This is a genomic window from Streptomyces rhizoryzae (genome assembly GCF_023155275.1).
GTDB classification, from domain to species: Bacteria; Actinomycetota; Actinomycetes; order Streptomycetales; family Streptomycetaceae; genus Streptomyces; species Streptomyces rhizoryzae.
The window spans coordinates 117,062-139,549 of record NZ_JALMUV010000008.1 but is presented as its reverse complement, the minus strand read 5'-3'; the positions used below and the strand labels follow the sequence as shown (position 1 = coordinate 139,549).

The 22,488-nt window shown below is 69.7% G+C and carries 19 protein-coding genes; 8 read left to right on the top strand and 11 right to left on the bottom strand.

Annotated elements, in window-relative coordinates; genetic code table 11:
- Window positions 1–46: 46 nt before the first annotated feature.
- The gene (locus MUU72_RS09750) at window positions 47–2,302 is read right to left on the bottom strand and encodes a DUF6049 family protein (protein WP_248012767.1); all 2,256 of its coding nucleotides are present in this window, start codon (window positions 2,300–2,302) and stop codon (window positions 47–49) included.
- Between the two features lie 250 nt (window positions 2,303–2,552).
- Here MUU72_RS09750 and MUU72_RS09745 point away from each other — a divergent pair, with 250 nt between their 5' ends.
- Complete coding sequence (locus MUU72_RS09745; protein ID WP_248012766.1) at window positions 2,553–4,028, top strand: CCA tRNA nucleotidyltransferase; 1,476 nt, start codon at window positions 2,553–2,555, stop codon at window positions 4,026–4,028.
- A gap of 158 nt (window positions 4,029–4,186) precedes the next feature.
- Here the strand turns inward: MUU72_RS09745 and MUU72_RS09740 are convergent, their stop codons facing one another.
- The 4 genes from MUU72_RS09740 to MUU72_RS09725 all read right to left on the bottom strand — a co-directional run bounded on the left by MUU72_RS09740 (window position 4,187) and on the right by MUU72_RS09725 (window position 8,080).
- Complete coding sequence (locus tag MUU72_RS09740) at window positions 4,187–4,807, bottom strand: LppU/SCO3897 family protein (protein WP_248012765.1); 621 nt, start codon at window positions 4,805–4,807, stop codon at window positions 4,187–4,189.
- 125 nt (window positions 4,808–4,932) lie between these two features.
- A complete protein-coding gene (locus MUU72_RS09735) occupies window positions 4,933–6,192 on the bottom strand; it encodes an MFS transporter (protein WP_248012764.1) in 1,260 nt (419 codons plus the stop codon).
- Between the two features lie 78 nt (window positions 6,193–6,270).
- Complete coding sequence (locus MUU72_RS09730) at window positions 6,271–7,353, bottom strand: inositol-3-phosphate synthase (protein ID WP_248012763.1); 1,083 nt, start codon at window positions 7,351–7,353, stop codon at window positions 6,271–6,273.
- A 58-nt stretch (window positions 7,354–7,411) separates the two neighbouring features.
- Entirely contained in the window at window positions 7,412–8,080 is a 669-nt protein-coding gene (locus tag MUU72_RS09725) for a PadR family transcriptional regulator (RefSeq protein ID WP_248012762.1), read from the bottom strand.
- 361 nt (window positions 8,081–8,441) lie between these two features.
- On the opposite strand from MUU72_RS09725, the gene MUU72_RS09720 reads away from it, so the two are divergent.
- On the top strand, window positions 8,442–11,078 hold the full coding sequence (locus tag MUU72_RS09720; RefSeq protein WP_372503053.1) for a transglycosylase domain-containing protein: 2,637 nt from the start codon (window positions 8,442–8,444) through the stop codon (window positions 11,076–11,078).
- Between the two features lie 142 nt (window positions 11,079–11,220).
- Window positions 11,221–12,705 (top strand): glycosyltransferase family 87 protein, encoded by a 1,485-nt coding sequence (locus MUU72_RS09715; protein ID WP_248012760.1) that lies wholly within the window; start codon window positions 11,221–11,223, stop codon window positions 12,703–12,705.
- An 82-nt stretch (window positions 12,706–12,787) separates the two neighbouring features.
- On the opposite strand, the gene MUU72_RS09710 is transcribed toward MUU72_RS09715, so the two are convergent.
- From MUU72_RS09710 to MUU72_RS09700, 3 genes are all read right to left on the bottom strand, one after another.
- Window positions 12,788–13,819, bottom strand: coding sequence for an alanine racemase (locus MUU72_RS09710; protein ID WP_248012759.1), 1,032 nt, complete (start codon window positions 13,817–13,819; stop codon window positions 12,788–12,790).
- Window positions 13,820–13,879: 60 nt separating this feature from the next.
- The gene (locus MUU72_RS09705; RefSeq protein ID WP_248012758.1) at window positions 13,880–14,998 is read right to left on the bottom strand and encodes a lipid II:glycine glycyltransferase FemX; all 1,119 of its coding nucleotides are present in this window, start codon (window positions 14,996–14,998) and stop codon (window positions 13,880–13,882) included.
- Between the two features lie 128 nt (window positions 14,999–15,126).
- On the bottom strand, window positions 15,127–15,444 hold the full coding sequence (locus MUU72_RS09700; protein ID WP_248012757.1) for a hypothetical protein: 318 nt from the start codon (window positions 15,442–15,444) through the stop codon (window positions 15,127–15,129).
- 228 nt (window positions 15,445–15,672) lie between these two features.
- Between MUU72_RS09700 and rpsF the strand changes: the two genes are divergently transcribed.
- The 4 genes from rpsF to rplI all read left to right on the top strand — a co-directional run bounded on the left by rpsF (window position 15,673) and on the right by rplI (window position 17,462).
- Window positions 15,673–15,963: a 30S ribosomal protein S6 gene (rpsF, locus tag MUU72_RS09695; RefSeq protein ID WP_018542659.1), complete on the top strand. Its 291-nt coding sequence runs from the start codon at window positions 15,673–15,675 to the stop codon at window positions 15,961–15,963.
- Between the two features lie 82 nt (window positions 15,964–16,045).
- On the top strand, window positions 16,046–16,633 hold the full coding sequence (locus MUU72_RS09690) for a single-stranded DNA-binding protein (protein ID WP_248012756.1): 588 nt from the start codon (window positions 16,046–16,048) through the stop codon (window positions 16,631–16,633).
- Between the two features lie 127 nt (window positions 16,634–16,760).
- Window positions 16,761–16,997, top strand: a complete 237-nt coding sequence (gene rpsR, locus MUU72_RS09685) for a 30S ribosomal protein S18 (protein ID WP_003978893.1) — start codon at window positions 16,761–16,763, stop codon at window positions 16,995–16,997.
- A gap of 18 nt (window positions 16,998–17,015) precedes the next feature.
- Complete coding sequence (gene rplI / locus MUU72_RS09680; RefSeq protein ID WP_248012755.1) at window positions 17,016–17,462, top strand: 50S ribosomal protein L9; 447 nt, start codon at window positions 17,016–17,018, stop codon at window positions 17,460–17,462.
- Between the two features lie 94 nt (window positions 17,463–17,556).
- On the opposite strand, the gene MUU72_RS09675 is transcribed toward rplI, so the two are convergent.
- On the bottom strand, window positions 17,557–18,420 hold the full coding sequence (locus MUU72_RS09675) for a trypsin-like serine peptidase (RefSeq protein WP_248012754.1): 864 nt from the start codon (window positions 18,418–18,420) through the stop codon (window positions 17,557–17,559).
- A 42-nt stretch (window positions 18,421–18,462) separates the two neighbouring features.
- On the bottom strand, window positions 18,463–19,800 hold the full coding sequence (locus tag MUU72_RS09670) for an MATE family efflux transporter (RefSeq protein WP_248012753.1): 1,338 nt from the start codon (window positions 19,798–19,800) through the stop codon (window positions 18,463–18,465).
- A 462-nt stretch (window positions 19,801–20,262) separates the two neighbouring features.
- On the opposite strand from MUU72_RS09670, the gene dnaB reads away from it, so the two are divergent.
- Window positions 20,263–21,741: a replicative DNA helicase gene (gene dnaB, locus MUU72_RS09665; protein ID WP_248012752.1), complete on the top strand. Its 1,479-nt coding sequence runs from the start codon at window positions 20,263–20,265 to the stop codon at window positions 21,739–21,741.
- 35 nt (window positions 21,742–21,776) lie between these two features.
- Here dnaB and MUU72_RS09660 read toward each other — a convergent pair whose 3' ends face one another.
- On the bottom strand, window positions 21,777–22,343 hold the full coding sequence (locus MUU72_RS09660) for a dihydrofolate reductase family protein (protein WP_248012751.1): 567 nt from the start codon (window positions 22,341–22,343) through the stop codon (window positions 21,777–21,779).
- Window positions 22,344–22,488: the final 145 nt, after the last annotated feature.

The window sequence follows — 22,488 nt, the reverse complement described above, 5'->3', positions numbered from 1 at the left end:
CGCTGCCCCACCTCATCCGTCGCCGGCCGTCCGGCCCCGTCGTCTATCAACGGTCCACTTTCTCACCTGAGCCGGACGGCCCGGACTCTTCGGATCCGGTGTCCGGCGTGGGGTCACTCGGCTGCTCGGGGCGCTCGCCGCCCGTGCTGCCGCCGTTGCCGTCGTTGTCCTCCGCGGCGGAACCGCCGCTGTCCTCGCCGTTCTCCCCGTCCTCGGTGGCCTCGGCCGCCCTCCGCTTGCGCTGGAGGTAGATCCGGACGCCGGCGAGGACGAGCAGCAGGACGCCGCCCGCGATGACGAGCATCACAGTGGCGGTGATCTCGGTGACGTTCACCCGGAACGTCATCGGTTCACCGTAGGGCTTGCCGTCCGCGGTGTAGAGCTGGGCGGTCACCCAGGCCAGGCCGTTGGCGTTCGCCGTGGTCTCGAACTTGAACGACTGGCTGTGCCCGCCGTCCACCTTGATCTCCTGCGCCTTCCCCACGTCCAGGCGGTTGGGTTGCGAGGAGGTCAGCCGCAGGGTCAGGCCCTGGACGCCCTGGAGCAGGTTGTTCTGGACCGTCACCGGGATCGTGGCGCTGCGCCCGGAGAGCGTCGCCTCCGACTTCGGGATCAGCCGGACCTTCTTGGTCAACCCGTCCAGATAGTCGCGGACCGAGGTGCGGAACGCGCCCGCGCCCTTGGCGTCGCCCCGCCACTCCGTGGACATCTCGCGCATTATGGCGTTGCCGAACGGGGTGACCACGCGCTGCGGCTGGGCCAGCACCACCTGGAAGTCGTCCAGCGCGGCCTGGGTGTCCTCGATCTGCCGGAAGGCGTCGGTGGGGAGCTCCTGCCGGCGCAGCCAGGAGGGGTACGCGGAGCGGCTGGGGACCTGGCGGTTGGCGTCCGGGTCGGGCTTGGCCTTGGCCGCGTCACCGAGCTTGGCCGGCTGGGTCCAGCCCGCCGACTCCAGGTTGCGCAGGGCGCCGGCCATCGCCTGGGCCTGGGTCGCCGACGGCATGCGCTGCGGGGCGACGACGACGCTGCGCTGCTGCTCCGGATTCTCCAGACCGATCATCTGGGCCTCGGCCAGGAACTCCTGGATGGCGAGCCCGGCGTTCCGGGACTTCGACATATCGCCCTCGAAGGCCCGGGAGAGCTGGGCGTCGGTGACGATGGCGGTGTTGCCGCCGCCGATGGGCCGGGCGGAGGTCGGGGTGTAGGACAGCTGGGCGTCCCGCAGGCTGTCGCTGCGGGTGATGACGTTGTGCGCGCCGCCCGAGGTGGCGACGTCGACGATTGAGGAGTCGATCGCGCCGTTCACCGGCCAGGTGAAGTCGGTGCGCGGCTTCACCCCGAGGATGGTGTCGACGGTCTTCGAGGCGAGATCGGTGGCCGGACCGAGGTGGCTGAGCGCGCTGGGCACGCTCTTGCCGTGATGCGCCAGCGAGGCCAGGTCCGGGTCGCCGAACGGCAGGGCGACGACCTCGTGGCCCTTCACGGCGTTCTCCAGGTCGTTGAGCCACTGCATGGCCACGGACTGGTTCTTGCCCATCGGCCCGTCCGGCCCGTGCACCCGGTACGGCTTGGTCATCGCCTCGACGGTCGCCAGCAGGTCCGGGTCGATGACGAAGGTCACCGGGAGGTTCTTGCCCAGCTCGACCATTTTCTGCAGCCGGCCGCCGGGCGCGATCTCCGCCGCCAGGTCGTCGTTGCGGAACACCGGCGTCTGCTGGGCGTCGGCACCGGTCTCGGCCGTCAGGTGGGTGGTGGAGATCAGCGGCCAGAGGTAGGTGAGCTGGGTCTTCTTGGCCGGGGCGGAGTCCTGCCAGGGCAGCAGCGTCCGGTCGATGCCGAGCACCTGGTCGTACGACGCGCTGGGGGTGTGGCCGGACAGGGTGACGCCGAGCGGGTACACACCGTCGCCGCCGAGATCGAGGTCCTTGACCGGGACGCTGACCGTGAAGGTCCGGCTGGCCCCCGGATCGAGCTTGTCGATCTTCTCGGTGTGGTCGCCGATCTCCTTGCCGTCGGATCCCGGGGTGTACCCGGTGCGCCGGGTCACCGCCTCGATCGAGCTGCGGTCGTTCAGGGCGGCACCGCGGTGCAGCCCGACGTGGGCGTCGGTGATCGCGCTCTTGGTGTCGTTGGTGAGCGTGCCGGAGACGGTGACCGTGTCGTCCTTGCCGGGGGCGGCCGGGGACATCGCGTTGATCTGGACACTGACCGCGTGCGAGCCGCTGGTGGCCGCCTGGGCGGGCGCGGGGTGCGGGAGCTGGAGCATCCCGGCGAGCAGGGGTACTCCGGTGAGCAGCGTCACGGTCCGTCGCAGCCACCGGCCACGCGGCCGTTCAGTCGCCTGGAACCCTGCCGCATCGGCCACGCGCTCGCCCGTCCCTCGTCGTCGTCAGTGGTCGTCGGAATGTGCGTCCACGAATGGTAACGAGGCCCGGCGCGCCGTAGTGCCGGGGACCGGCCCACATGATCATCGCGTCGCGGCGCCGAGGTCTGGCTTGTCCCCTTTATTAACGTGACGCCGGGTGCGGCGCGGCCACGTACCCTTTTCTGTTGTGCCGAACGCCAACAATGACTTCCCCACCCCGCGGCCCGAGCGGACTCCCGAGCCGGCGAACGCGCTGAGCCAGGTGCAGCGCCGTGCCGTGAGCGAGCTGCTGCGGGTGTCGCCCGTCGCGGACGACCTGGCCCGTCGCTTCCAGGAGGCCGGGTTCACGCTTGCCCTGGTCGGCGGGTCGGTCCGGGACGCGCTGCTCGGCCGGCTCGGGAACGACCTGGACTTCACCACCGACGCCCGGCCGGAGGACGTGCTCAAGATCGTCCGGCCGTGGGCGGACGCGGTCTGGGAGGTCGGCATCGCCTTCGGCACGGTCGGCTGCAAGAAGAGCTCGTTCGACATCGAGATCACCACGTACCGCTCCGAGGCGTACGACCGGACCTCGCGCAAGCCCGAGGTGGCGTACGGCGACTCGATCGAGCAGGACCTGGTCCGCCGGGACTTCACGGTCAACGCCATGGCCGTGCTGCTCCCGCAGAAGGAGTTCGTCGACCCGCACAACGGCCTGGAGGACCTGGCGGCCCGGGTCCTGCGGACGCCGGGGACGCCGCAGGAGTCGTTCTCCGACGATCCGCTGCGGATGATGCGGGCGGCCCGGTTCGCCGCACAGCTCGACTTCGAGGTGGCGCCCGAGGTCATCGAGGCGATGACGGCGATGGCGGAGCGGATCGAGATCGTCTCCGCCGAGCGGGTGCGTGACGAACTGAACAAGCTCATCCTGGGGCACCACCCGCGCAAGGGACTGCGGCTGCTGGTGGACTCCGGGCTGGGGGACCGGGTGCTGCCGGAGCTGCCCGCGCTGCGCCTGGAGAGCGATGAGCACCACCGCCACAAGGACGTCTACGAGCACACGCTGACCGTCCTGGAGCAGGCCATCGATCTTGAGGACGACGGGCCGGACCTGGTGCTGCGGCTCGCGGCGCTGCTGCACGACATCGGCAAGCCGAAGACGCGGCGGTTCGAGCAGGACGGCCGGGTCTCCTTCCACCACCACGAGGTGGTCGGCGCGAAGATGACCAAGAAGCGCATGACGGCGCTGAAGTACTCCAACGAGCTGATCAAGGATGTCTCGCGCCTGGTGGAGCTGCATCTGCGCTTCCACGGCTACGGCACGGGCGAGTGGACGGACTCCGCGGTGCGCCGCTACGTCCGGGACGCCGGTCCGCTGCTCGACCGGCTGCACAAGCTGACCCGCTCGGACTGCACCACCCGCAACAAGCGCAAGGCGGCGGCCCTGTCGCGGGCCTACGACGGGCTGGAGGAGCGCATCACGCGGCTCCAGGAGCAGGAGGAGCTGGACGCGATCCGCCCGGACCTGGACGGCAACGCGATCATGGAGATTCTCGGCATCGGCCCCGGGCCGCAGGTCGGCCAGGCGTACAAGCACATGCTGGAGATGCGGCTGGAGCACGGTCCGATGGATCACGAGGCCGCGGTGGCCGCGCTCAAGGAGTGGTGGGCCGCGCAGAGCTGAGGACGCCGGCGGCCCGGCCCGCGGGAAACCGCCGATGTTTCACGTGAAACGTCGGCGGCCCGGCGAGGGGGCGGTGTTTCACGTGAAACATGGCAGCAGACGCGCTGCCGTTTCCTGTGAAACACCGCCCTGCGGCGTTCCGGCCGTCGGCCCCGCCGCTACTTCGTCTTCTGCAGGCAGAGCACGAAGCGGGTGTCGGAGGCCCGGCGGCGGTGCTGGGTCTCCGCGTAGGCCACGGTGCCGCTGGGACACAGGTTCGTGTCCGTGGTGTTGGCGTGGACGGCCGTCACCTTGTACGTGGCCTCGGCCGTGCCGCAGTCCACGACCTTGAGATCGGGCTTGATGTCGTTGCCTTCGTTCTTCACGCAGTCGCCGACCTTGGCGGTATCGGCGTCGTTCCAGCTGCTCACCCAGGCCACGCCGATGACGATCACGCCGACGGCAACGACGATGCCCTTCAGGATCGCCTTGGGGGACTTCTTGGCGGGCGCGGGCTGCGGCGGCACGGGCGCGCCGCCCTGCGGGTAGGGCTGCTGCGGGGCCTGCGGATAGCCCGGCTGCGGCTGCTGCCCGTACGGGGCCTGCGGCTGCGGGGGGTAGGCGTACCCGCCCTGGGGCGGACCGCCCTGCGGCTGCCCGCCCGGCGGCGGTCCGTACGGGGCCTGCGGCGGCTGGGGGCCCTGCGGGTACGGAGCCTGGCCGTAGAGCTGCTGACCGTACGGTGGCTGTCCGTACGGCGGCTGGCCGTACGGGTTCGGGCCCTGAGGCGGCGTGGTCATGGGTTTTCCCCCGATGCTGAGGTGCCCGGACCTGCGAGATCCGGACGGTGAATGACGCCCGTAAGGTATCGGCTCCCGCGGCGCCGCCGCATCGGCGAGGTGCTCCAGCGGCCAGGGGCCGGCGCTCAGCGGCGTCCGCAGCGGACCAGGGCCGCGGCGACCACCGCGTAGAGCGCGGCCACCACGATGATCAGCACCGCGGAGCGGCCGTCGGGCGGCAGCATGAGGGCGGCGACCGCGGCGGCACCGACGAAGGCGACGTTGAACAGCACGTCGTAGAGGGCGAAGACCCGGCCCCGGAAGGCGTCGTCGACCGAGGACTGGACGACCGTGTCCGTGGAGATCTTGGTGCCCTGGGTGCCGAGACCGAGGGCGAACGCGGCCACCAGCATCGGCACCGGGTGGAAGAAGAGCCCGAGCGCGGGTGCCAGTACGGCTCCGGCCGCGGCGCAGCAGGCCATCCAGCCGAACGGGGTAAGCCGTCCGACCGCCCAGGGGGTGAGTACCGCGGCCGCGAAGAAGCCCGCTCCGGACACCGCGACGGTGATCCCGAGGAGGGCCAGGCCCGCCGACTCGGTCGTGGCCCAGGCGTACCGGCACAGCATCAGCACCATCACCGTCAGCGCGCCGTAGCAGAAGCGGACCACCGTCATCACGGTGAGCGCCCGGGACGGCACGGGGCGCGCGGCGAGGTGGCGCAGCCCGTCGGCCAGCCCCCGCACGGTGCTCAACAGCGCGTCCCTCAGACCGGGTTGGAGCACCGACGGGTCGGGGCCCAGCAGCTGGGGTGGCATCCGCAGGGCGGTCAGCGCGGAGCAGAGGTAGAGGAGCGCGGCCAGCAGCAGGACGAACGCGTCCACGTCGGCACCGGCCAGCCGGATGGCGAAGGCGAGGCCACCGCCGGCCGTCATGGCGAGCGTGCCTGCCGTCGGCGCCAGGGAGTTGGCCATCACCAGCTGCTGTCCGCCGTCCACCACGCGGGGCAGCGCGGCCGAAAGCCCGGCCAGGACGAAGCGGTTCACGGCCGTCACGAACAGGGCGGAGACGTAGAAGAGCCAGTCCGGGACGTGGGCCGCGATCAGCACGGCGGTGGCCACGGCCAGCAGGGAGCGCAGCAGATTGCCGTAGAGCAGGACCTGCCGCCGGCGCCAGCGGTCCAGCAGGACACCGGTGAACGGCCCGAGCAGGGAGTACGGCAGCAGCAGGATCGCCATGGCCGAGGCGATCGCCTCAGGAGACGCCTGCTTCTCGGGCGAGAAGATGACGAAGGTGGCCAGGGCCGCCTGGAACACCCCGTCGGCGCCCTGCGAGAAGAGCCGTGCGGCCAGGAGCGACCGGAAGTCGCGAAGCCGGAGTAAGACGCGCAGACCACGCACCGCATGCATGGGGCCCAGCCTCACACAGCCCGCCGGCCTCCGGGTGGAATACCCGGAGGCCGGCGAAGGGAGGGAGCGGGGAGCGCCTCAGCGCTCGACCTCGCCGCGGATGAACTTCTCGACGTTCTCCCGCGCCTCGTCGTCGAAGTACTGCACCGGCGGCGACTTCATGAAGTACGAGGAGGCCGACAGGATCGGGCCGCCGATGCCGCGGTCCTTGGCGATCTTCGCGGCGCGCAGCGCGTCGATGATGACGCCCGCGGAGTTCGGGGAGTCCCAGACCTCCAGCTTGTACTCGAGGTTCAGCGGGACGTCGCCGAAGGCGCGGCCCTCCAGGCGGACGTAGGCCCACTTGCGGTCGTCCAGCCAGGCCACGTAGTCCGACGGGCCGATGTGGACGTTCTTCTCGCCCAGCTCGCGGTCGGGGATCTGCGAGGTCACGGCCTGGGTCTTGGAGATCTTCTTGGACTCCAGGCGCTCGCGCTCGAGCATGTTCTTGAAGTCCATGTTGCCGCCGACGTTCAGCTGCATCGTGCGGTCCAGGATGACGCCCCGGTCCTCGAAGAGCTTGGCCATGACGCGGTGCGTGATGGTGGCGCCGACCTGCGACTTGATGTCGTCACCGACGATCGGCACCCCGGCCTCGGTGAACTTGTCCGCCCACTCCTTGGTGCCGGCGATGAAGACCGGGAGGGCGTTGACGAAGGCGACCTTGGCGTCGATGGCGCACTGGGCGTAGTACTTCGCCGCGTCCTCGGAGCCGACCGGGAGGTAGCAGACCAGGACGTCGACCTGCTTGTCCTTGAGGACCTGGACGATGTCGACCGGGGCCTCGGGGGACTCCTCGATCGTCTGGCGGTAGTACTTGCCCAGGCCGTCGAGGGTGTGGCCGCGCTGGACCTGGACGCCGGAGTGCGGCACGTCGCAGATCTTGATGGTGTTGTTCTCGCTGGCGCCGATGGCGTCCGCGAGGTCCAGACCGACCTTCTTCGCGTCGACGTCGAAGGCGGCCACGAACTCGACGTCGCGGACGTGGTAGTCGCCGAACTGCACGTGCATCAGGCCGGGCACGCGGCTGTCCGGGTCGGCGTCCTTGTAATACTCAACGCCCTGCACGAGCGAGGCGGCGCAGTTGCCCACGCCGACGATGGCTACGCGAACCGAACCCATTCCGGTTGCTCCCTGTGTTCTCGATGAGGGCCTGCACGGCAGGGCCCCTGTGGTGGTGTCATTCGGACGGATCCGGCCGGGAACCACCCCGGTGCCGGGGCAGGCCGCCCGTGTCCCCTGACTGGTTGGTCTCGTCCTGCGCTGCGGAATCCGGCGCGCGCTGATCGCGCCCGGCACGCTCACTCTCGATGAGCTCGTTCAGCCAACGGACCTCGCGCTCCACGGACTCCATACCGTGCCGCTGCAGTTCGAGGGTGTAGTCGTCCAGCCGCTCGCGGGTCCTGGCCAGGGAGGTGCGCATCTTCTCCAGGCGCTCCTCCAGCCGGCTGCGGCGGCCTTCCAGCACGCGCATCCGCACATCCCGCGAGGTCTGGCCGAAGAACGCGAAGCGGACACCGAAGTGTTCGTCCTCCCACGCGTCCGGTCCCGAGTGGCTGAGCAGCTCCTCGAAGTGCTCCTTGCCGGCCGGGGTCAGGCGGTAGACGATCTTGGCCCGGCGTCCGGTCAGGGCCGTGGCGGGAACGCCTTCCGGGGCCCCGCCCGTTTCCTCCACCAGCCAGCCGTTCGCGACCAGTGCCTTGAGGCAGGGATAGAGGGTGCCGTAGCTGAACGCGCGGAAGACCCCGAGCGAGGTGTTGAGCCGCTTGCGCAACTCGTAACCGTGCATCGGGGATTCCCTGAGCAGGCCGAGGACGGCGAATTCGAGGATGCCGGAACGCCTGCTCATCCTCCGCCTCCTTGGCCCTGTGCGGTCTTTATCTCGTGCTGATGTATCGACTCGATACATCCAGACGATAGAACGGGGCCCCGGGAGGGACAAGTGGCCGGACGGTGAACGGCGTCACATCACTTATTCGTGCGACGTAACCTGACTGTTTTGGAGTGAATTTCAACACTGGGCAGGTTTTGGCCGTGCGTAGTCTGTGCGGCATGCAGACTGCCGGGAACCGTGGGCCTCTACGTGGCGTCCCTGACCTCGGTGTAGTGCGGCCCGCGCGTCAGGAGCGGGCCGTGCATCGGGGGGACCTGAAGCCAACCACCGCCTTCAGGCGACGAGAAAGCGCGCCTGCCCGAGGAGTATTCGTTCCATGAGCGAGCACCGTCGCAAACCACCCCAGCCGCAAGGTGGCGGGCGTGCCGCTGCCAGACGCGCCGCACAGTCGTCAGGGCGACGTGCGGCGCCGCCGCACGGTGCCGCTGCCACGCCGGAGCCGCCGCAGCCGCGGCCGGGCGGGCGCGCCGAGGCCCGCCGGGCCGCTCAACGGAGCGGCCGCCGGCGGGCGTCCGAGCCCGCGGCCATGGCGTCCGGCGGTGGCGCCGGCCATGGAGGCGGTGGCCGCCGGGGCGGCGGCGGTGGCGGTGAAGGGGGCCGCGGCCGCGGCGGCGGGAAGCCGCCGAAGAAGCGCTTCATCGATTACCCGCGGTCCAACCGCACGGGCTGGCGGCGGTGGATGCCATCCTGGAGGCAGGTGGCCAGTCTGTGCGTTGCGGGCTTCGGCTTGGTCGTCGGCGTGGCCGGGGTCGGCCTCGCCCTGGTGCAGGTCCCCGACGAGAACAAGGCTTCCAAGTCCCAGAACAACGTCTATCTGTGGGACAACGGCAAGATCATGGCGCGGGACGGTGAGACCAACCGTCAGAACGTCAAGATAGGCGAGATCCCGAGTTCCATGCAGAACGCGGTGATCTCCGCGGAGAACGCCTCGTTCCGCACCGACTCCGGCGTCGACCCCATGGGCATCCTCCGGGCCCTGGTCAACATGGCCCGGGGCGGCGAGACCCAGGGTGGCTCGACCATCACGCAGCAGTACGTCAAGAACGCGATGCTGAGCCAGGAGCAGACCCTGGACCGCAAGTTCAAGGAACTCTTCATCTCGATCAAGGTCGGCTGGACCAAGTCGAAGGACGAGATCCTCCAGGGCTACCTCAACACCAGCTACTACGGCCGCGGTGCCTACGGGATCCAGGCCGCGGCGCAGGCGTACTACGGCAAGAACGCCTCCCAACTGAAGCCGGACGAGAGCGCGTTCCTGGCCTCGGTGCTCAAGGGCGCCAACCTCTACGACCCGGCGGGCGGCATCGGGTCGAACGCGACGCCCGAGCAGAACACCGCCCGGGCCAAGCAGCGCTGGGCGTGGATCCTCGACCGCGAGGTGGAGAACCACCACATGACGCAGGCGGAGCGGAGCACGTACAAGCAGTTCCCGATGCCGCAGAAGCCGAAGCCGGTGGCCAGCAAGGGCGGGCAGATCGGCTATCTGATCGACGTCGCCAAGAAGTACGTCCTCAAGAACACGGACATCAGTGAGGCCCGGTTCGACAAGGGCGGCTACACGATCCAGACGACCTTCAACGAGAAGAAGACCAAGGAGCTCGCCGCCGCGGTCAAGAAGGTCAACGACCGCTACATCAACCTGAAGCTGCGGCCGGAGAAGGATAAGTACGTCCAGTTCGGCGCGGCCTCGGTCGTACCGGGGGACGGCAAGATCGTCGCCCTGTACGGCGGCGACGGCTACGACAAGGGCCACTTCAGCAACAACGCCGACACCTACGGTGTGCCGGTCGGTTCGACCTGGAAGCCGTTCGTCCTCGCCGCGGCGATGAAGTACGGAAAGGCCGACAGCGGACAGCCGCTCTCGCCGGACAGCAAGTACAACGGCAACGACCACCTCAAGGTCAGGAACCAGGACGGCACCTACGTCCTGAAGAAGGACAACACGCCCTTCTACCAGGTCAACGAGAGCGACTTCCCGTGGGGCTACATCACCTTGCGGAAGGCGATGGAGCAGTCGGTCAACACCCCGTTCGTGCAGCTCGGCATGGACGTCGGGATGGCCAAGGTGCGGGACATGGCGCAGGCCGCGGGCATCTCGCCGGCCAGCTTCGACAAGCACCTCAACCCGTCCTTCGCGCTGGGTACGTCCACGCCGAGTGCGATCCGGATGGCCGATGCCTACGCGACCTTCGCCGCCTCCGGGACGCAGGCGGAGCCGTACTCGGTGACCAAGGTGATCTCCCAGGGCGAGGAGCTGAAGGGCTTCGGCAAGCCCGAGCCGAAGGAAGAGGCGATCCCCGCGAACATCGCCAACAACGTCACCGACGTGCTGAAGAACGTGATCAAGAACGGTACGGCCAAGCAGGCCCAGAAGCTGGGGATGCCGGCCGCCGGCAAGACGGGCACCACGGACGAGAACAAGTCGGCCTGGTTCGTCGGCTACACCAAGCAGCTTTCGACGGCCATCACGATGTTCCGTGAGGACGCGCAGAACCCGCGGCAGCTGTCCATGAACGGGGTCGGCGGTTTCGACTCGATCCACGGTGGTGCGCTGCCGACCGAGGTCTGGACGCAGTACATGATGCAGGCGATGGAAGGCGTCACGCCGGTGGACTTCCCGGCGGCCCAGCCGGTCGGACAGGTGATCAACGAGCAGGGCATGCCGACGCCCACGCCGACGCCCACGCCGAGCACCAAGCCGTCCTCGACGCCGTCGAGCACGCCCAGCCAGTCGGCCACACCGACCCAGTCCCCGACCGCGACGCCGACCCAGACCTGCTCCCCGTGGGACGTCAAGTGCAAGAACCACGGCGGGAACGGCGGCGCCACCGGAGGCGGTAACGGCGGGAACGGCGGACCCGGTGGCGGCACCGGAGGAACGTCGCCGACCCCCGACCCGACCAGCGGCGGGAACACCGGAGGAGGCATCTTCGGCGGGCCCGGCGGCGGCTGAGACCGCTGAGCGTTTCACGTGAAACATCGGCCGCACCCTCGGCCGTTTCACGTGAAACATGGCTCCACGAAGCCCCCGCCCCGGGGTGACCGGGCGGGGGCTTCGTCGCGTTCGTCCCCTGCGCGTACGGCAGGATGGGCCCATGACGAGCCTGCGACAGGACGAGCCCGTGCGGCCGACGAGACGGGACGAGGTGGCGGCGGCCGGCAGTGAGCTGATCGGCGGGCCGATCGGCCGGCGCGCGCTGCTCGGGGCGCACTGGCTGACGCCGGTGCGGATCGTCGCCCTCGTCGCACTCGGCATGTTCGCGCTCGGCATGGTGCAGAAGCTGCCCTGCTACAACGGCGGCTGGTTCTTCGGCGCGACCAGCCAGTACGTCCACGCCTGCTACTCGGACATCCCCCACCTCTACTCGGGCCGGGGCTTCGCCGACGGGCTGATCCCCTACTTCGACCGGCTGCCCGGCGATATGCAGTACCTGGAGTACCCGGTGCTGACCGGACTCTTCATGGAGGTCGCCTCCTGGATGACGCCGCACAGCGGGGCGATCCAGGACCGCGAGCAGATCTACTGGCTGGTCAACGCCGGAATGCTGATGGCCTGCGCCGCCGTCATCGCGGTCTGCGTGGCGCGCACCCACCGGCGGCGCCCCTGGGACGGTCTGCTGGTGGCGCTGGCACCGGCCTTCGCGCTCACCGCGACCATCAACTGGGACCTGCTGGCGGTCGCGCTGACCGCCGCGGGGATGCTGATGTGGTCCCGCAGCCGCCCGCTCGCGGCCGGCGTCCTGATCGGCCTGGCGACCGCGGCGAAGCTGTACCCGGTGCTGCTGCTGGGCCCGCTGCTGGTGCTGTGCTGGCGGGCCGGGGCCTGGCGCGCGTACGGGCGGGCGGTGCTCGGTGCGGTGGTGTCGTGGCTGGTGGTGAACCTGCCGGTGATGATCGCGCATGACGCGTCCGGCTTCCACATCCGCGAGGGCTGGGCGAAGTTCTACACCTTCAGCCAGGAACGGCCGATCGACTTCGGTTCGGTCTGGCTGCTGATCTCCCAGCGCACCGGCAACCCCCTGGAGGACGCCAACCTCTACGCGACGCTGCTGATGCTCCTCGGCTGCGCCGCCCTGGCGCTGCTGGCCCTCTACGCACCCCGGCGGCCGCGGTTCGCCCAACTCGCCTTCCTCGTCGTGGCGTTGTTCATCCTGACCAACAAGGTCTACTCACCGCAGTACGTGCTGTGGCTGATCCCGCTGGCGGCGCTGGCCCGGCCGCGCTGGCGGGACTTCCTGATCTGGCAGGCGTGCGAGGTCATGTACTTCCTGGGGATCTGGATGTACCTGGCCTACACGGGCAACGGCGACAAGCACCAGGGGCTGCCGCCGGAGGGCTACCAACTGGCCATCGCCCTGCACCTGCTGGGCACGCTGTACCTGTGCGCCGTGGTCGTCCGGGACATCCTCCTGCCGGAGCGGGACCCGGTCCGCAGGGACGGGGACGACGACCCCTCGGGCGGCGTCCTGGACCGGCGCCCCGACGTGTTCGTCCTCGGGCGGGCCCACCACGCGCCGCCGCGGCACGCGGTGCACTTCGAGGGGGCGCCGCGGGTGCGCTGGGGCGTGGCACGGGACTGAAGAACGGGCCGGAACGCCCAGGGGCCCGGTCCGCGGCATCTCCCGCGGACCGGGCCCCTGCGCACAGCGGGTGCGGACCGGCTCAGCGCTCCACGAGCCGGTCGTACTGCGTGGTGGTGTGCCGCAGATGCGCCACCAGTTCCTCGCCCACCTTGGGCTCGGGGGCGTCCCCCGGCACGAACAGGATCGATACCTGCATGTGCGGGGGCTCGGCGAACCAGCGCTGCTTACCGGCCCAGACGTACGGCGAGAGGTTGCGGTTGACGGTCGCCAGACCGGCCCGGGCCACGCCCTTGGCGCGCGGCATCACGCCGTGCAGCGCCTTGGGCGACTCCAGACCGACACCGTGCGAGGTGCCGCCGGCGACCACGACGAGGTAGCCGTCCGAGGCTGCCTTCTGCTGGCGGTAGCCGAACCGGTCGCCCTTGGCGACGCGGGTGACGTCGAGCACCGAGCCGCGGTACTCGGTGGCGTCGTGGTCGCCGAGCCACAGCCGGGTGCCGATCCGCGCGCGGAACCGGGTCTGCGGGAACTGCTGCTGGAGGCGGGCGAACTCCGCGGCCTTGAGGTGGCTGACGAACATCGTGTGCAGCGGGAGCCGGTTCGCGCGCAGCCGGTCCATCCACCCGATGACCTCGTCGACCGAGTCGGTGCCGTCGGCGCGGTCCAGGGGCAGGTGGATCGCGAAGCCCTCCAGCCGCACGTCCTCGATGGCCGAGGCCAGCTTCGGCAGGTCCTCCGGCTGGACGCCGTGCCGCTTCATGCTGCTCATGACCTCGATGACGACCCGCGCGCCGACCAGCCCGCCCACGCCCTCGACCGAGGAGACCGAGCGGATCGCCCGGTCGGGCAGCGGCACCGGCTCCTCCCCGTGCCGGAACGGGGTGAGGACCAGCAGGTCGCCGCTGAAGAAGTCCTTGATGCGGGCCGCTTCGTAGGTCGTGCCGACCGCGAGGATGTCGGAACCGAGCCGGGTGGCCTCCTCGGCGAGGCGCTCGTGGCCGAAGCCGTAGCCGTTGCCTTTGCAGACCGGGACCAGCCCGGGGAACTGCTGGAGAACGCTCTGCTGGTGCGCCCGCCAGCGCGCGGTGTCGACGTAGAGGGTGAGCGCCATGGCCGGCCCGGAACCTTTCTCGTGGCTGGGTGTGTCAGTGCGGACGGTGCGGTGGAGAGGTCAGCGCCGCGACATGTAGAGGTCGAGCGCCTTGTGCAGAAGCTTGTTGAGCGGGAAGTCCCACTCGCCGAGGTACTCCGCCGCCTGCCCGCCGGTGCCGACCTTGAACTGGATCAGGCCGAAGAGGTGGTCGCTCTCGTCGAGCGAGTCGCTGATGCCGCGGAGGTCGTAGACCGAGGCGCCGAGCGCGTACGCGTCCTGAAGCATCTTCCACTGCATCGCGTTGGAGGGGCGGACCTCGCGGCCGATGTTGTCCGAGGCGCCGTACGAGTACCAGACGTGCCCGCCGACGACCAGCATCGTCGCGGCGGAGAGGTTCACGCCGTTGTGCCGGGCGAAGTAGAGGCGCATGCGGTTGGGGTCCTCGGTGTTGAGGGCGGTCCACATGCGCTGGAAGTAGCCGAGCGGGCGCGGCCGGAACTGGTCGCGCTTGGCGGTGATCTCGTAGAGCCGCTGCCATTCGGCCAGGTCCTCGTAACCGCCCTGGACGACCTCGACGCCGGCCTTCTCGGCCTTCTTGATGTTGCGGCGCCACAGCTGGTTGAAGCCCTTGTGGACCTCTTCGAGCGAACGGTCGGCCAGCGGCACCTGGAAGACGTAGCGGGGCTGCACGTCACCGAAGCCGGCGCCGCCGTCCTCGCCCTGCTGCCAGCCCATGCGGCGCAGCCGGTCGGCGACCTCGAAGGCGCGCGGCTCGATGTGGGTGGCCTCGACGTCCCGCAGCCGCTTGACGTCGGGGTTCTGGATGCCCGCCTTGATCGCGGCGGAGTCCCAGCGGCGGATGATGACCGGCGGGCCCATCTTCACCGAGAACGCGCCCTGCTGCTTGAGGTGGCTGAGCATCGGCCGCAGCCACTCCTCCAGATTCGGCGCGAACCAGTTGATGACCGGTCCCTCGGGGAGGTAGGCGAGGTACCGCTTGATCTTCGGGAGCTGCCGGTAGAGGACCAGGCCGGCGCCGACCAGCGCTCCGGACGCGTCGAACCAGCCCAGGCTCTCGGACCGCCACTCGGCCTTGACGTCTGCCCAGGCCGGGACCTGCATGTGGCTCGCCGCGGGCAGGCTCTGGATGTATGCCAGATGCTGCTCTCGACTGATGGTCCTCAGGGTCAGGCTCATGCGGGGCGCTCCTCGGCTGGTGTGTCCCCTTGGTCGGGGCTCCGGCTCTCGCGCCGAAGCCTACTGTGGCCGGGGAGCGCTCCGTCTGGGCCGTGCGGGGCCGGGCCCCGTATGCCGGTGAGTGGCGGTCAGCCGAAGAGGCCGCCGAAGAGACCGCCGTGCGCCAGGCCGATGTAGAAGCCGAGGCCGGCGGCGCCGAGGCCGATGATCAACAGGAAGCGCTCACTCGTCGTGGACGAGATGTACTGGCCCCAGAGCCCGGTTCCGATCCCGATCAGGCCCACCCAGGAGCTGATCAGGTGCAGGCTGGGTGAGAGAGCGGTGAGGGCGGCGATCGCGCCGAGCACGAGGGTGGTGACCGCGAGGGTGTTCTCCACCGGATGGGGCCGGCCGTCGCTGTTGAGGAAAGAGATCAGATTCCGCTGGGTCCGTACTGCCTGTGCCATACGGCACCTCCACTGACAGGGCGGCGCACTGTAACGCCGCTCACACCCGTTGTGTTCCAGATTGCGGGGTCCCGCGGGCGGATTTCAACCGGAAGCGTGTAGGCAGGTACTCTGTACGGTCTGCGCCCATGTCTGCCCGGATACTCCGGCGGGACCGGCGCGGAACGCATACGACCCTCCTGCCACGGAACGACCGTGGCCGCTGAGTCCAAAGGAGGTGGGTTCACCATGCGTCACTACGAGGTGATGGTCATCCTCGACCCCGATCTTGAGGAGCGCGCTGTCGCCCCCCTGATCGAGAACTTCCTCTCCGTCGTCCGCGAGGGCAACGGAAAGGTCGAGAAGGTCGACACCTGGGGCCGTCGTCGTCTCTCGTACGAGATCAACAAGAAGCCCGAGGGCATCTACTCGGTCATCGACCTGCAGGCCGAGCCTGCGGTCGTCAAGGAGCTCGACCGTCAGATGAACCTGAACGAGTCGGTCCTCCGGACCAAGGTCCTCCGTCCCGAGACCCACTGAGCGCGTACGCGTCCAGCGGTAACCGGGTTCGAGTAGCAGCAACACCAGCAGCCAGCAGCACACCCGCCGAGAGGTTCCCCTAATGGCAGGCGAGACCGTCATCACGGTTGTCGGCAATCTTGTCGACGACCCCGAGCTGCGCTTCACCCCGTCCGGTGCGGCGGTCGCGAAGTTCCGCGTCGCGTCCACCCCCCGCACCTTCGACCGCCAGACCAATGAGTGGAAGGACGGCGAGAGCCTGTTCCTGACCTGCTCGGTGTGGCGTCAGGCGGCGGAGAACGTCGCCGAATCCCTTACGCGGGGCACCCGCGTGATCGTCCAGGGCCGCCTCAAGCAGCGGTCGTACGAGGATCGCGAGGGCGTGAAGCGCACGGTGTACGAGCTCGACGTCGAGGAAGTGGGCGCGAGCCTGCGGAACGCCACGGCGAAGGTCACCAAGACCAGCGGTCGCGGTGGCCAGGGCGGCGGCGGCTTCGGCGGCGGCCAGCAGGGCGGCGGTGGCCAGGGTGGCGGCGGCTGGGGCGGCGGCTCCGGCGGCGGCCAGCAGGGCGGCGGCGCTCCGGCCGACGACCCGTGGGCGACCGGTCCCTCCGGCGGTGGCCAGGGCGGCGGCGGCGGTGGCTGGGGCGGCGGCTCCGGCGGCGGCTACTCGGACGAGCCGCCCTTCTAGGTCCGTACGACGGATTCCTCCGCCGGTGTTTCACGTGAAACGGCGTGTTTCACGTGAAACGTGGCCGGAGACCGTCCGGGGCCTGAGGGCGACAGCACACACTTCTTGAATTCACTGGAGAGAGACAATGGCGAAGCCGCCTGCTCGCAAGCCTAAGAAGAAGGTTTGCGTGTTCTGCAAGGAGAAGATCTCCTACGTCGACTACAAGGACACGAACCTGCTGCGGAAGTTCATCTCCGACCGCGGCAAGATCCGTGCCCGCCGGGTCACCGGTAACTGCACTCAGCACCAGCGTGACGTCGCCACGGCTGTGAAGAACAGCCGTGAGATGGCGCTGCTGCCCTACACGTCCACCGCGCGCTAAGGGAAGGGTGACCGACTCATGAAGATCATCCTCACCCACGAGGTCTCCGGTCTCGGCACCGCCGGCGACGTCGTTGACGTCAAGGACGGGTACGCCCGTAACTACCTGGTCCCGCGCGGTTTCGCGATCCGCTGGACCAAGGGTGGCGAGAAGGACGTCGAGCAGATCCGCCGCGGTCGCAAGATCCGCGAGATCGCCACGATCGAGCAGGCCAACGAGGTCAAGGCCCAGCTCGAGGGCGTCAACGTGAAGCTGGCCGTGCGCGCCGGCGACGCGGGCCGCCTGTTCGGCTCCGTCACCCAGGCCGACATCGCCTCGGCGATCAAGGCTGCCGGTGGTCCGGACGTCGACAAGCGCCGCGTCGAGGTCGGTTCGCCGATCAAGACCCTGGGCGCGCACCAGGTCTCGGTGCGTCTGCACGCCGAGGTCGTCGCGAAGCTCGGCGTCGAGGTCGTCGCCGCCTGAGTGGCGTACTGAGCGCAGTACCCAGCACAGCGCTGAAGGGCCGCACCCCGTCACGGGGTGCGGCCCTTGGCGTTGCGGGGCGTCCGGGGCGGACTCAGTCCTCGTCCTGGGCCCGCTGGTAGAGCTTGGCGATGTCCTCGTCGAAGTACGCGGCGTACGAGACGTCGTCCTGGTCGCCGCCGCCCTCGTGGCCGCCGAGGACGCCGATGACCGTGCCGGTGTGGCTCTTGGGGTCGTAGTCGGCGAGCCAGGGGCTGCCGCTGGTGCCGCCCTCGAAGTCGGTGCACTGGACGCGCATCTGGGTGTCGCTGAACTTCGTGGTGCGGTTCTGGCAGGAGATCGGGGTGTCGCGGCTGGTGGGATAGCCGGTGATCTTGACCTCGTTGTCGAAGCCGCGGTCGATGCCGATGCTGTTGCCGCCCAGGACGTCCTGGATCTGCTTGCCCTGCTTGGGGTCGAGGATGAGGAAGGCGACGTCGAGGTCCTCGTCCTGTGATGTCGCCCAGCGGTCGTCGACCACGACCTTGCTGACCTTCCACAGGCCGGTGGGCTCCTCGCCGTTGCGGTAGTCGGGGGCGAAGACCAGGTCGTCGACCGGTTTCCCGCTGTCGGCGTCGAAGGCGCAGTGGGCGGCGGTGACCAGCATGTTGCGACCCGGGCTCTGCACCACGCTGGCGGTGCAGAAGTGGGCCCCGTGGTCGTCCTTCTCGAAGACCGCGCCGATCCGGGCGTTCTCCTCGGTGCGGCGCGGGGTGTAGGCGTTGCCGTCCCGCGGCGGGGCGGTGGCGGAGGGGTCCTGGTCCTCGGGGGCCTGGCCCGGCTCGCCGGACTTGCCGTAACCGCTGTGGCCGGCGGCTCTGCCCGGGGGTGTTTCCTCCGCGGCGTAGCCCACCACTGCGGCTGCCCCGACGACGACCAGTGTCAGGGGCAGGACGGACTTTCTGGCAAGCGCGCGCACAAGGTCATTATCTGCACGGTTCCCCGGAACTGGGGAGGTCCCTCAACGGGAGGCCCCGGTCACAATCCACCGTCCGGAGCGGGTGCGCAGCCAGAGCGTGAGCATGCGGACGGTCATCATCAGGGCCATCGCCCACCACAGGGCGACCAGCCCGCCGCCGAGGACCGGTACGGCCAGCGCCACCGGCGCGAACAGGACGAGCGTCACCACCATCGCGCCGGCGAGGTACGGGCCGTCGCCCGCGCCCATCAGGACGCCGTCGAGGATGAAGACGACGCCGGAGACCGGCTGGGTGAGGGCGACGACCAGGAGAGTGGTGAGCAGCGGGGCCCGCACGGCCGGATCGGTGGTGAAGAGCGGGATGAACAGCGGCCGGGCGAGGACGACCAGCAGGCCGAGGACGACGCCGGCGGCGATGCCCCACTGGACCATGCGGCGGCAGGCGGCGCGGGCGCCGTCCCGGTCCCCGGCGCCGAGGTAGCGGCCTATGATGGCCTGTCCGGCGATGGCGATGGCGTCCAGGGCGAACGCCAGCAGCTGCCAGAGCGACTGCACGATCTGGTGGGCGGCGATCTCGGCGTCACCGAGCCGGGCGGCCACCGCGGTGGCGATCATCAGCACCGCGCGCAGCGAGAGGGTGCGGATCAGCAGCGGGACGCCGGCCTGAGCGCAGGCGCGGATGCCGGCGGCGTCCGGGCGCAGCGAGGCGCCGTGGCGGCGGGCACCGCGGACGACGACGGTGAGGTAGACGGCGGCCATGCCGCACTGGGCGATCACGGTGCCCCAGGCGGAGCCGGCGATGCCGAGGCCGGCGAGGTAGACCAGGGCGGCGTTGAGGCCGGCGTTGGCGGTGAAGCCGCCGAGGGCGACGTAGAGCGGGGTCCTGGTGTCCTGGAGGCCGCGGAGGACGCCGGTGGCGGCGAGGACGACCAGCATCGCGGGGATGCCGAGCGCGCTGATCCGCAGGTACGTCGTGGCGTACGGGGCGGCGGCCGGTGAGGCGCCGAAGGCTTCGACGAGCCAGGGGGCGGTGGGCAGGACGGCGGCGATGACGCCCGCGCCGAGGAGCAGGGCGAGCCAGATGCCGTCCATGCCCTGGCGTATCGCGGCGGGGAGGTCCCCGGCGCCGACCCGGCGGGCGACCGCGGCGGTGGTGGCGTAGGCGAGGAAGACGAAGACCGAGACGGCGGTGGTCAGCAGGGCCGCGGCGACGCCGAGACCGGCGAGCTGGCGGGTGCCGAGGTGGCCGATGACGGCGCTGTCGACCATGACGAAGAGCGGTTCCGCGACGAGCGAGCCGAAGGCGGGCAGGGCCAGACCGAGGATCTCGCGGTCATGGCGGCGGAGGGCGCGCCGGGGCGTCGCGGGAGCCGATGTCATGAGGGGCAATCTAATCGTCCACAGGTAAGTGGTGCAAGTGCGTAGTGCTTATTACTTTTCGCTGGGTGGAGCCGGTGTTCGCACAGGGCGTGCGACGATCATGAACAGGTTGCCGAAGTTTTTCTCCCCCACAGCCTATGGATGAGAAAGGCGCAGGTCAGCGCGGCGAGGGGGGCGTGACTGTGTGCTTGTCCACAGCAGTTTCCCCCAGCCCGTGCACAGGATCCGGGGAGTTCTCCACAGGTATGGGGCGGTCATCCACATGGCCTGTGGATAACCAGATTGGCGGACGGTGCGCGCGGGCCTACCGTGGTCCGGCACCCGCCGCCTGTTCCGGCCCTTCACACGCCGTCCGAACTCGACGCGCCGTAACCGGAGCCGGGCGTCTTCGATTGTCAGGGCTGTGCCGTAAGAAAGAACCGCGCAGCAAGGTCCGCGCCGCGGACGGGAGGAGGTGCCGGGGTGAGCATTCCCGAGCCCATGGACGACCCCTGGGCGGACTCCGGTCCCAGCGACCTGCTGCCGGCCGCCCGCTCCCGCCGCGGCGAGGGCAAGGGCCGGGGCCGGGGCGACCGCCCGGACCGCGACGAGGACGGCGGCGGCTCCTGGGCCGGTGGCTTCGAGCGGGTCCCGCCGCAGGACCTGGACGCCGAGCAGTCGGTGCTCGGCGGCATGCTGCTCTCCAAGGACGCCATCGCGGACGTCGTGGAGGTCCTCAAGGGCGAGGACTTCTACCGTCCCGCCCATGAGCTGATCTACCAGGCGATCCTCGACCTCTACGCCAAGGGCGAGCCGGCCGACCCGATCACCGTCGCGGCCGAGCTGACCAAGCGCGGTGAGATCGGGCGGGTCGGCGGCGCCTCCTACCTGCACACCCTCGTGCAGTCCGTGCCGACCGCCGCCAACGCCGAGTACTACGCGGAGATCGTCCACGAGCGGGCCGTGCTGCGCCGCCTCGTCGAGGCCGGTACCCGGATCACGCAGATGGGATACGCCGCCGACGGCGACGTCGACGAGATCGTCAACAAGGCCCAGGCCGAGATCTACGCCGTCACCGAGCAGCGGACCAGCGAGGACTACCTCCCGCTCAGCGAGATCATGGAGGGCGCGCTCGACGAGATCGAGGCGATCGGCTCGCGGCAGGGGCAGATGACCGGTGTGCCGACCGGCTTCACCGATCTCGACGCGCTGACCAACGGTCTGCATCCGGGCCAGATGATCGTGATCGCGGCGCGTCCGGCCATGGGCAAGTCGACGCTCGCGCTGGATTTTGCGCGGGCCTGCTCGATCAAGAACAATCTGCCGAGCGTGATCTTCTCGCTCGAAATGGGGCGCAACGAAATCGCGATGCGTCTGCTGTCCGCCGAGGCCCGGGTGGCGCTGCACCACATGCGGTCCGGCAGTATGACGGACGACGACTGGACGCGGCTGGCGCGCCGTATGCCGGATGTCTCGGCCGCTCCGCTCTACATCGATGACTCGCCGAATCTCTCGATGATGGAGATCCGCGCGAAATGCCGCCGGCTGAAGCAGCGGAACGAGCTGAAACTGGTCGTCATCGACTATCTCCAGCTGATGCAGTCCGGTGGTTCCAAGCGGGCCGAGAGCCGGCAGCAGGAGGTCTCGGACATGTCCCGTAACCTCAAGCTGCTCGCCAAGGAGCTGGAACTCCCGGTCATCGCGCTCTCCCAGCTGAACCGTGGTCCCGAGCAGCGTACGGACAAGAAGCCGATGGTCTCCGACCTGCGTGAATCCGGTTCCATCGAGCAGGATGCCGACATGGTCATCCTGCTGCACCGCGAGGACGCCTACGAAAAGGAATCGCCGCGCGCCGGTGAGGCGGACCTGATCGTGGCAAAGCACCGTAACGGCCCCACCGCGACCATCACCGTGGCATTCCAGGGCCATTACTCGCGTTTCGTGGATATGGCGCAGACGTAGCGGGGCGCGTGGGGCCGGCGCGTGGGTGCCGCTGTTCAACGCCTCGTTTCGTACCTGGTCAGGACCACGCCGCCGGGGAACGTCCGCGTTTCCAGCAGGTTCAGGTGCACCCGGCCGTCCAGCGCGGGGAAGAACGGTGTGCCGCCGCCCACCAGGACCGGATGGGTGGCGATCACGTACTCGTCGATCAGCCCGGCGCGCAGGGCCGCGCCGGCGAGCGTGGCGCCGCCGATGGTCATCGGGCCGCCGTCCCCGGCCTTGAGCCGGGTGATCTCGGCGATCGCGTCGCCGGTGACCAGGCGGGTGTTCCCGTCGACCGTGCCGATCGTCGAGGAGAACACCACCTTGGGCGTCTCCCGCCAGTTCCGCGCGAACTCGATCTCCGCCGGGGTGGCGTCGGGCTGCTGGTCGCGGGTCGGCCAGTAGGGGCTCATCGCCTCCCAGAGCTTGCGCCCGTACAGCGACAGGCCACTCGCCCGCTCGTGGTCGAGCCACCACTGGAACAGCTCGTCGCTCGGCGGTCCGCTCCAGCCGATGTCGTCGCCGGCCGCGGCGATGTAGCCGTCCAGGGTCAAATTCATGCCGTAGATCAGTTTGCGCATGGCCCCAGCCTTCCGTCCGTGGGTGTCCGGCGCAGGGACCAGCGCGGCGCGGGAACTCATCGGTGCGTGATCCGGGCTCGCCGGCAGTCCTCGTGCTCGGGGCTCAGCGTGGTGCACCCGGCCGGCCCGGGCAAGCCGCCTGATC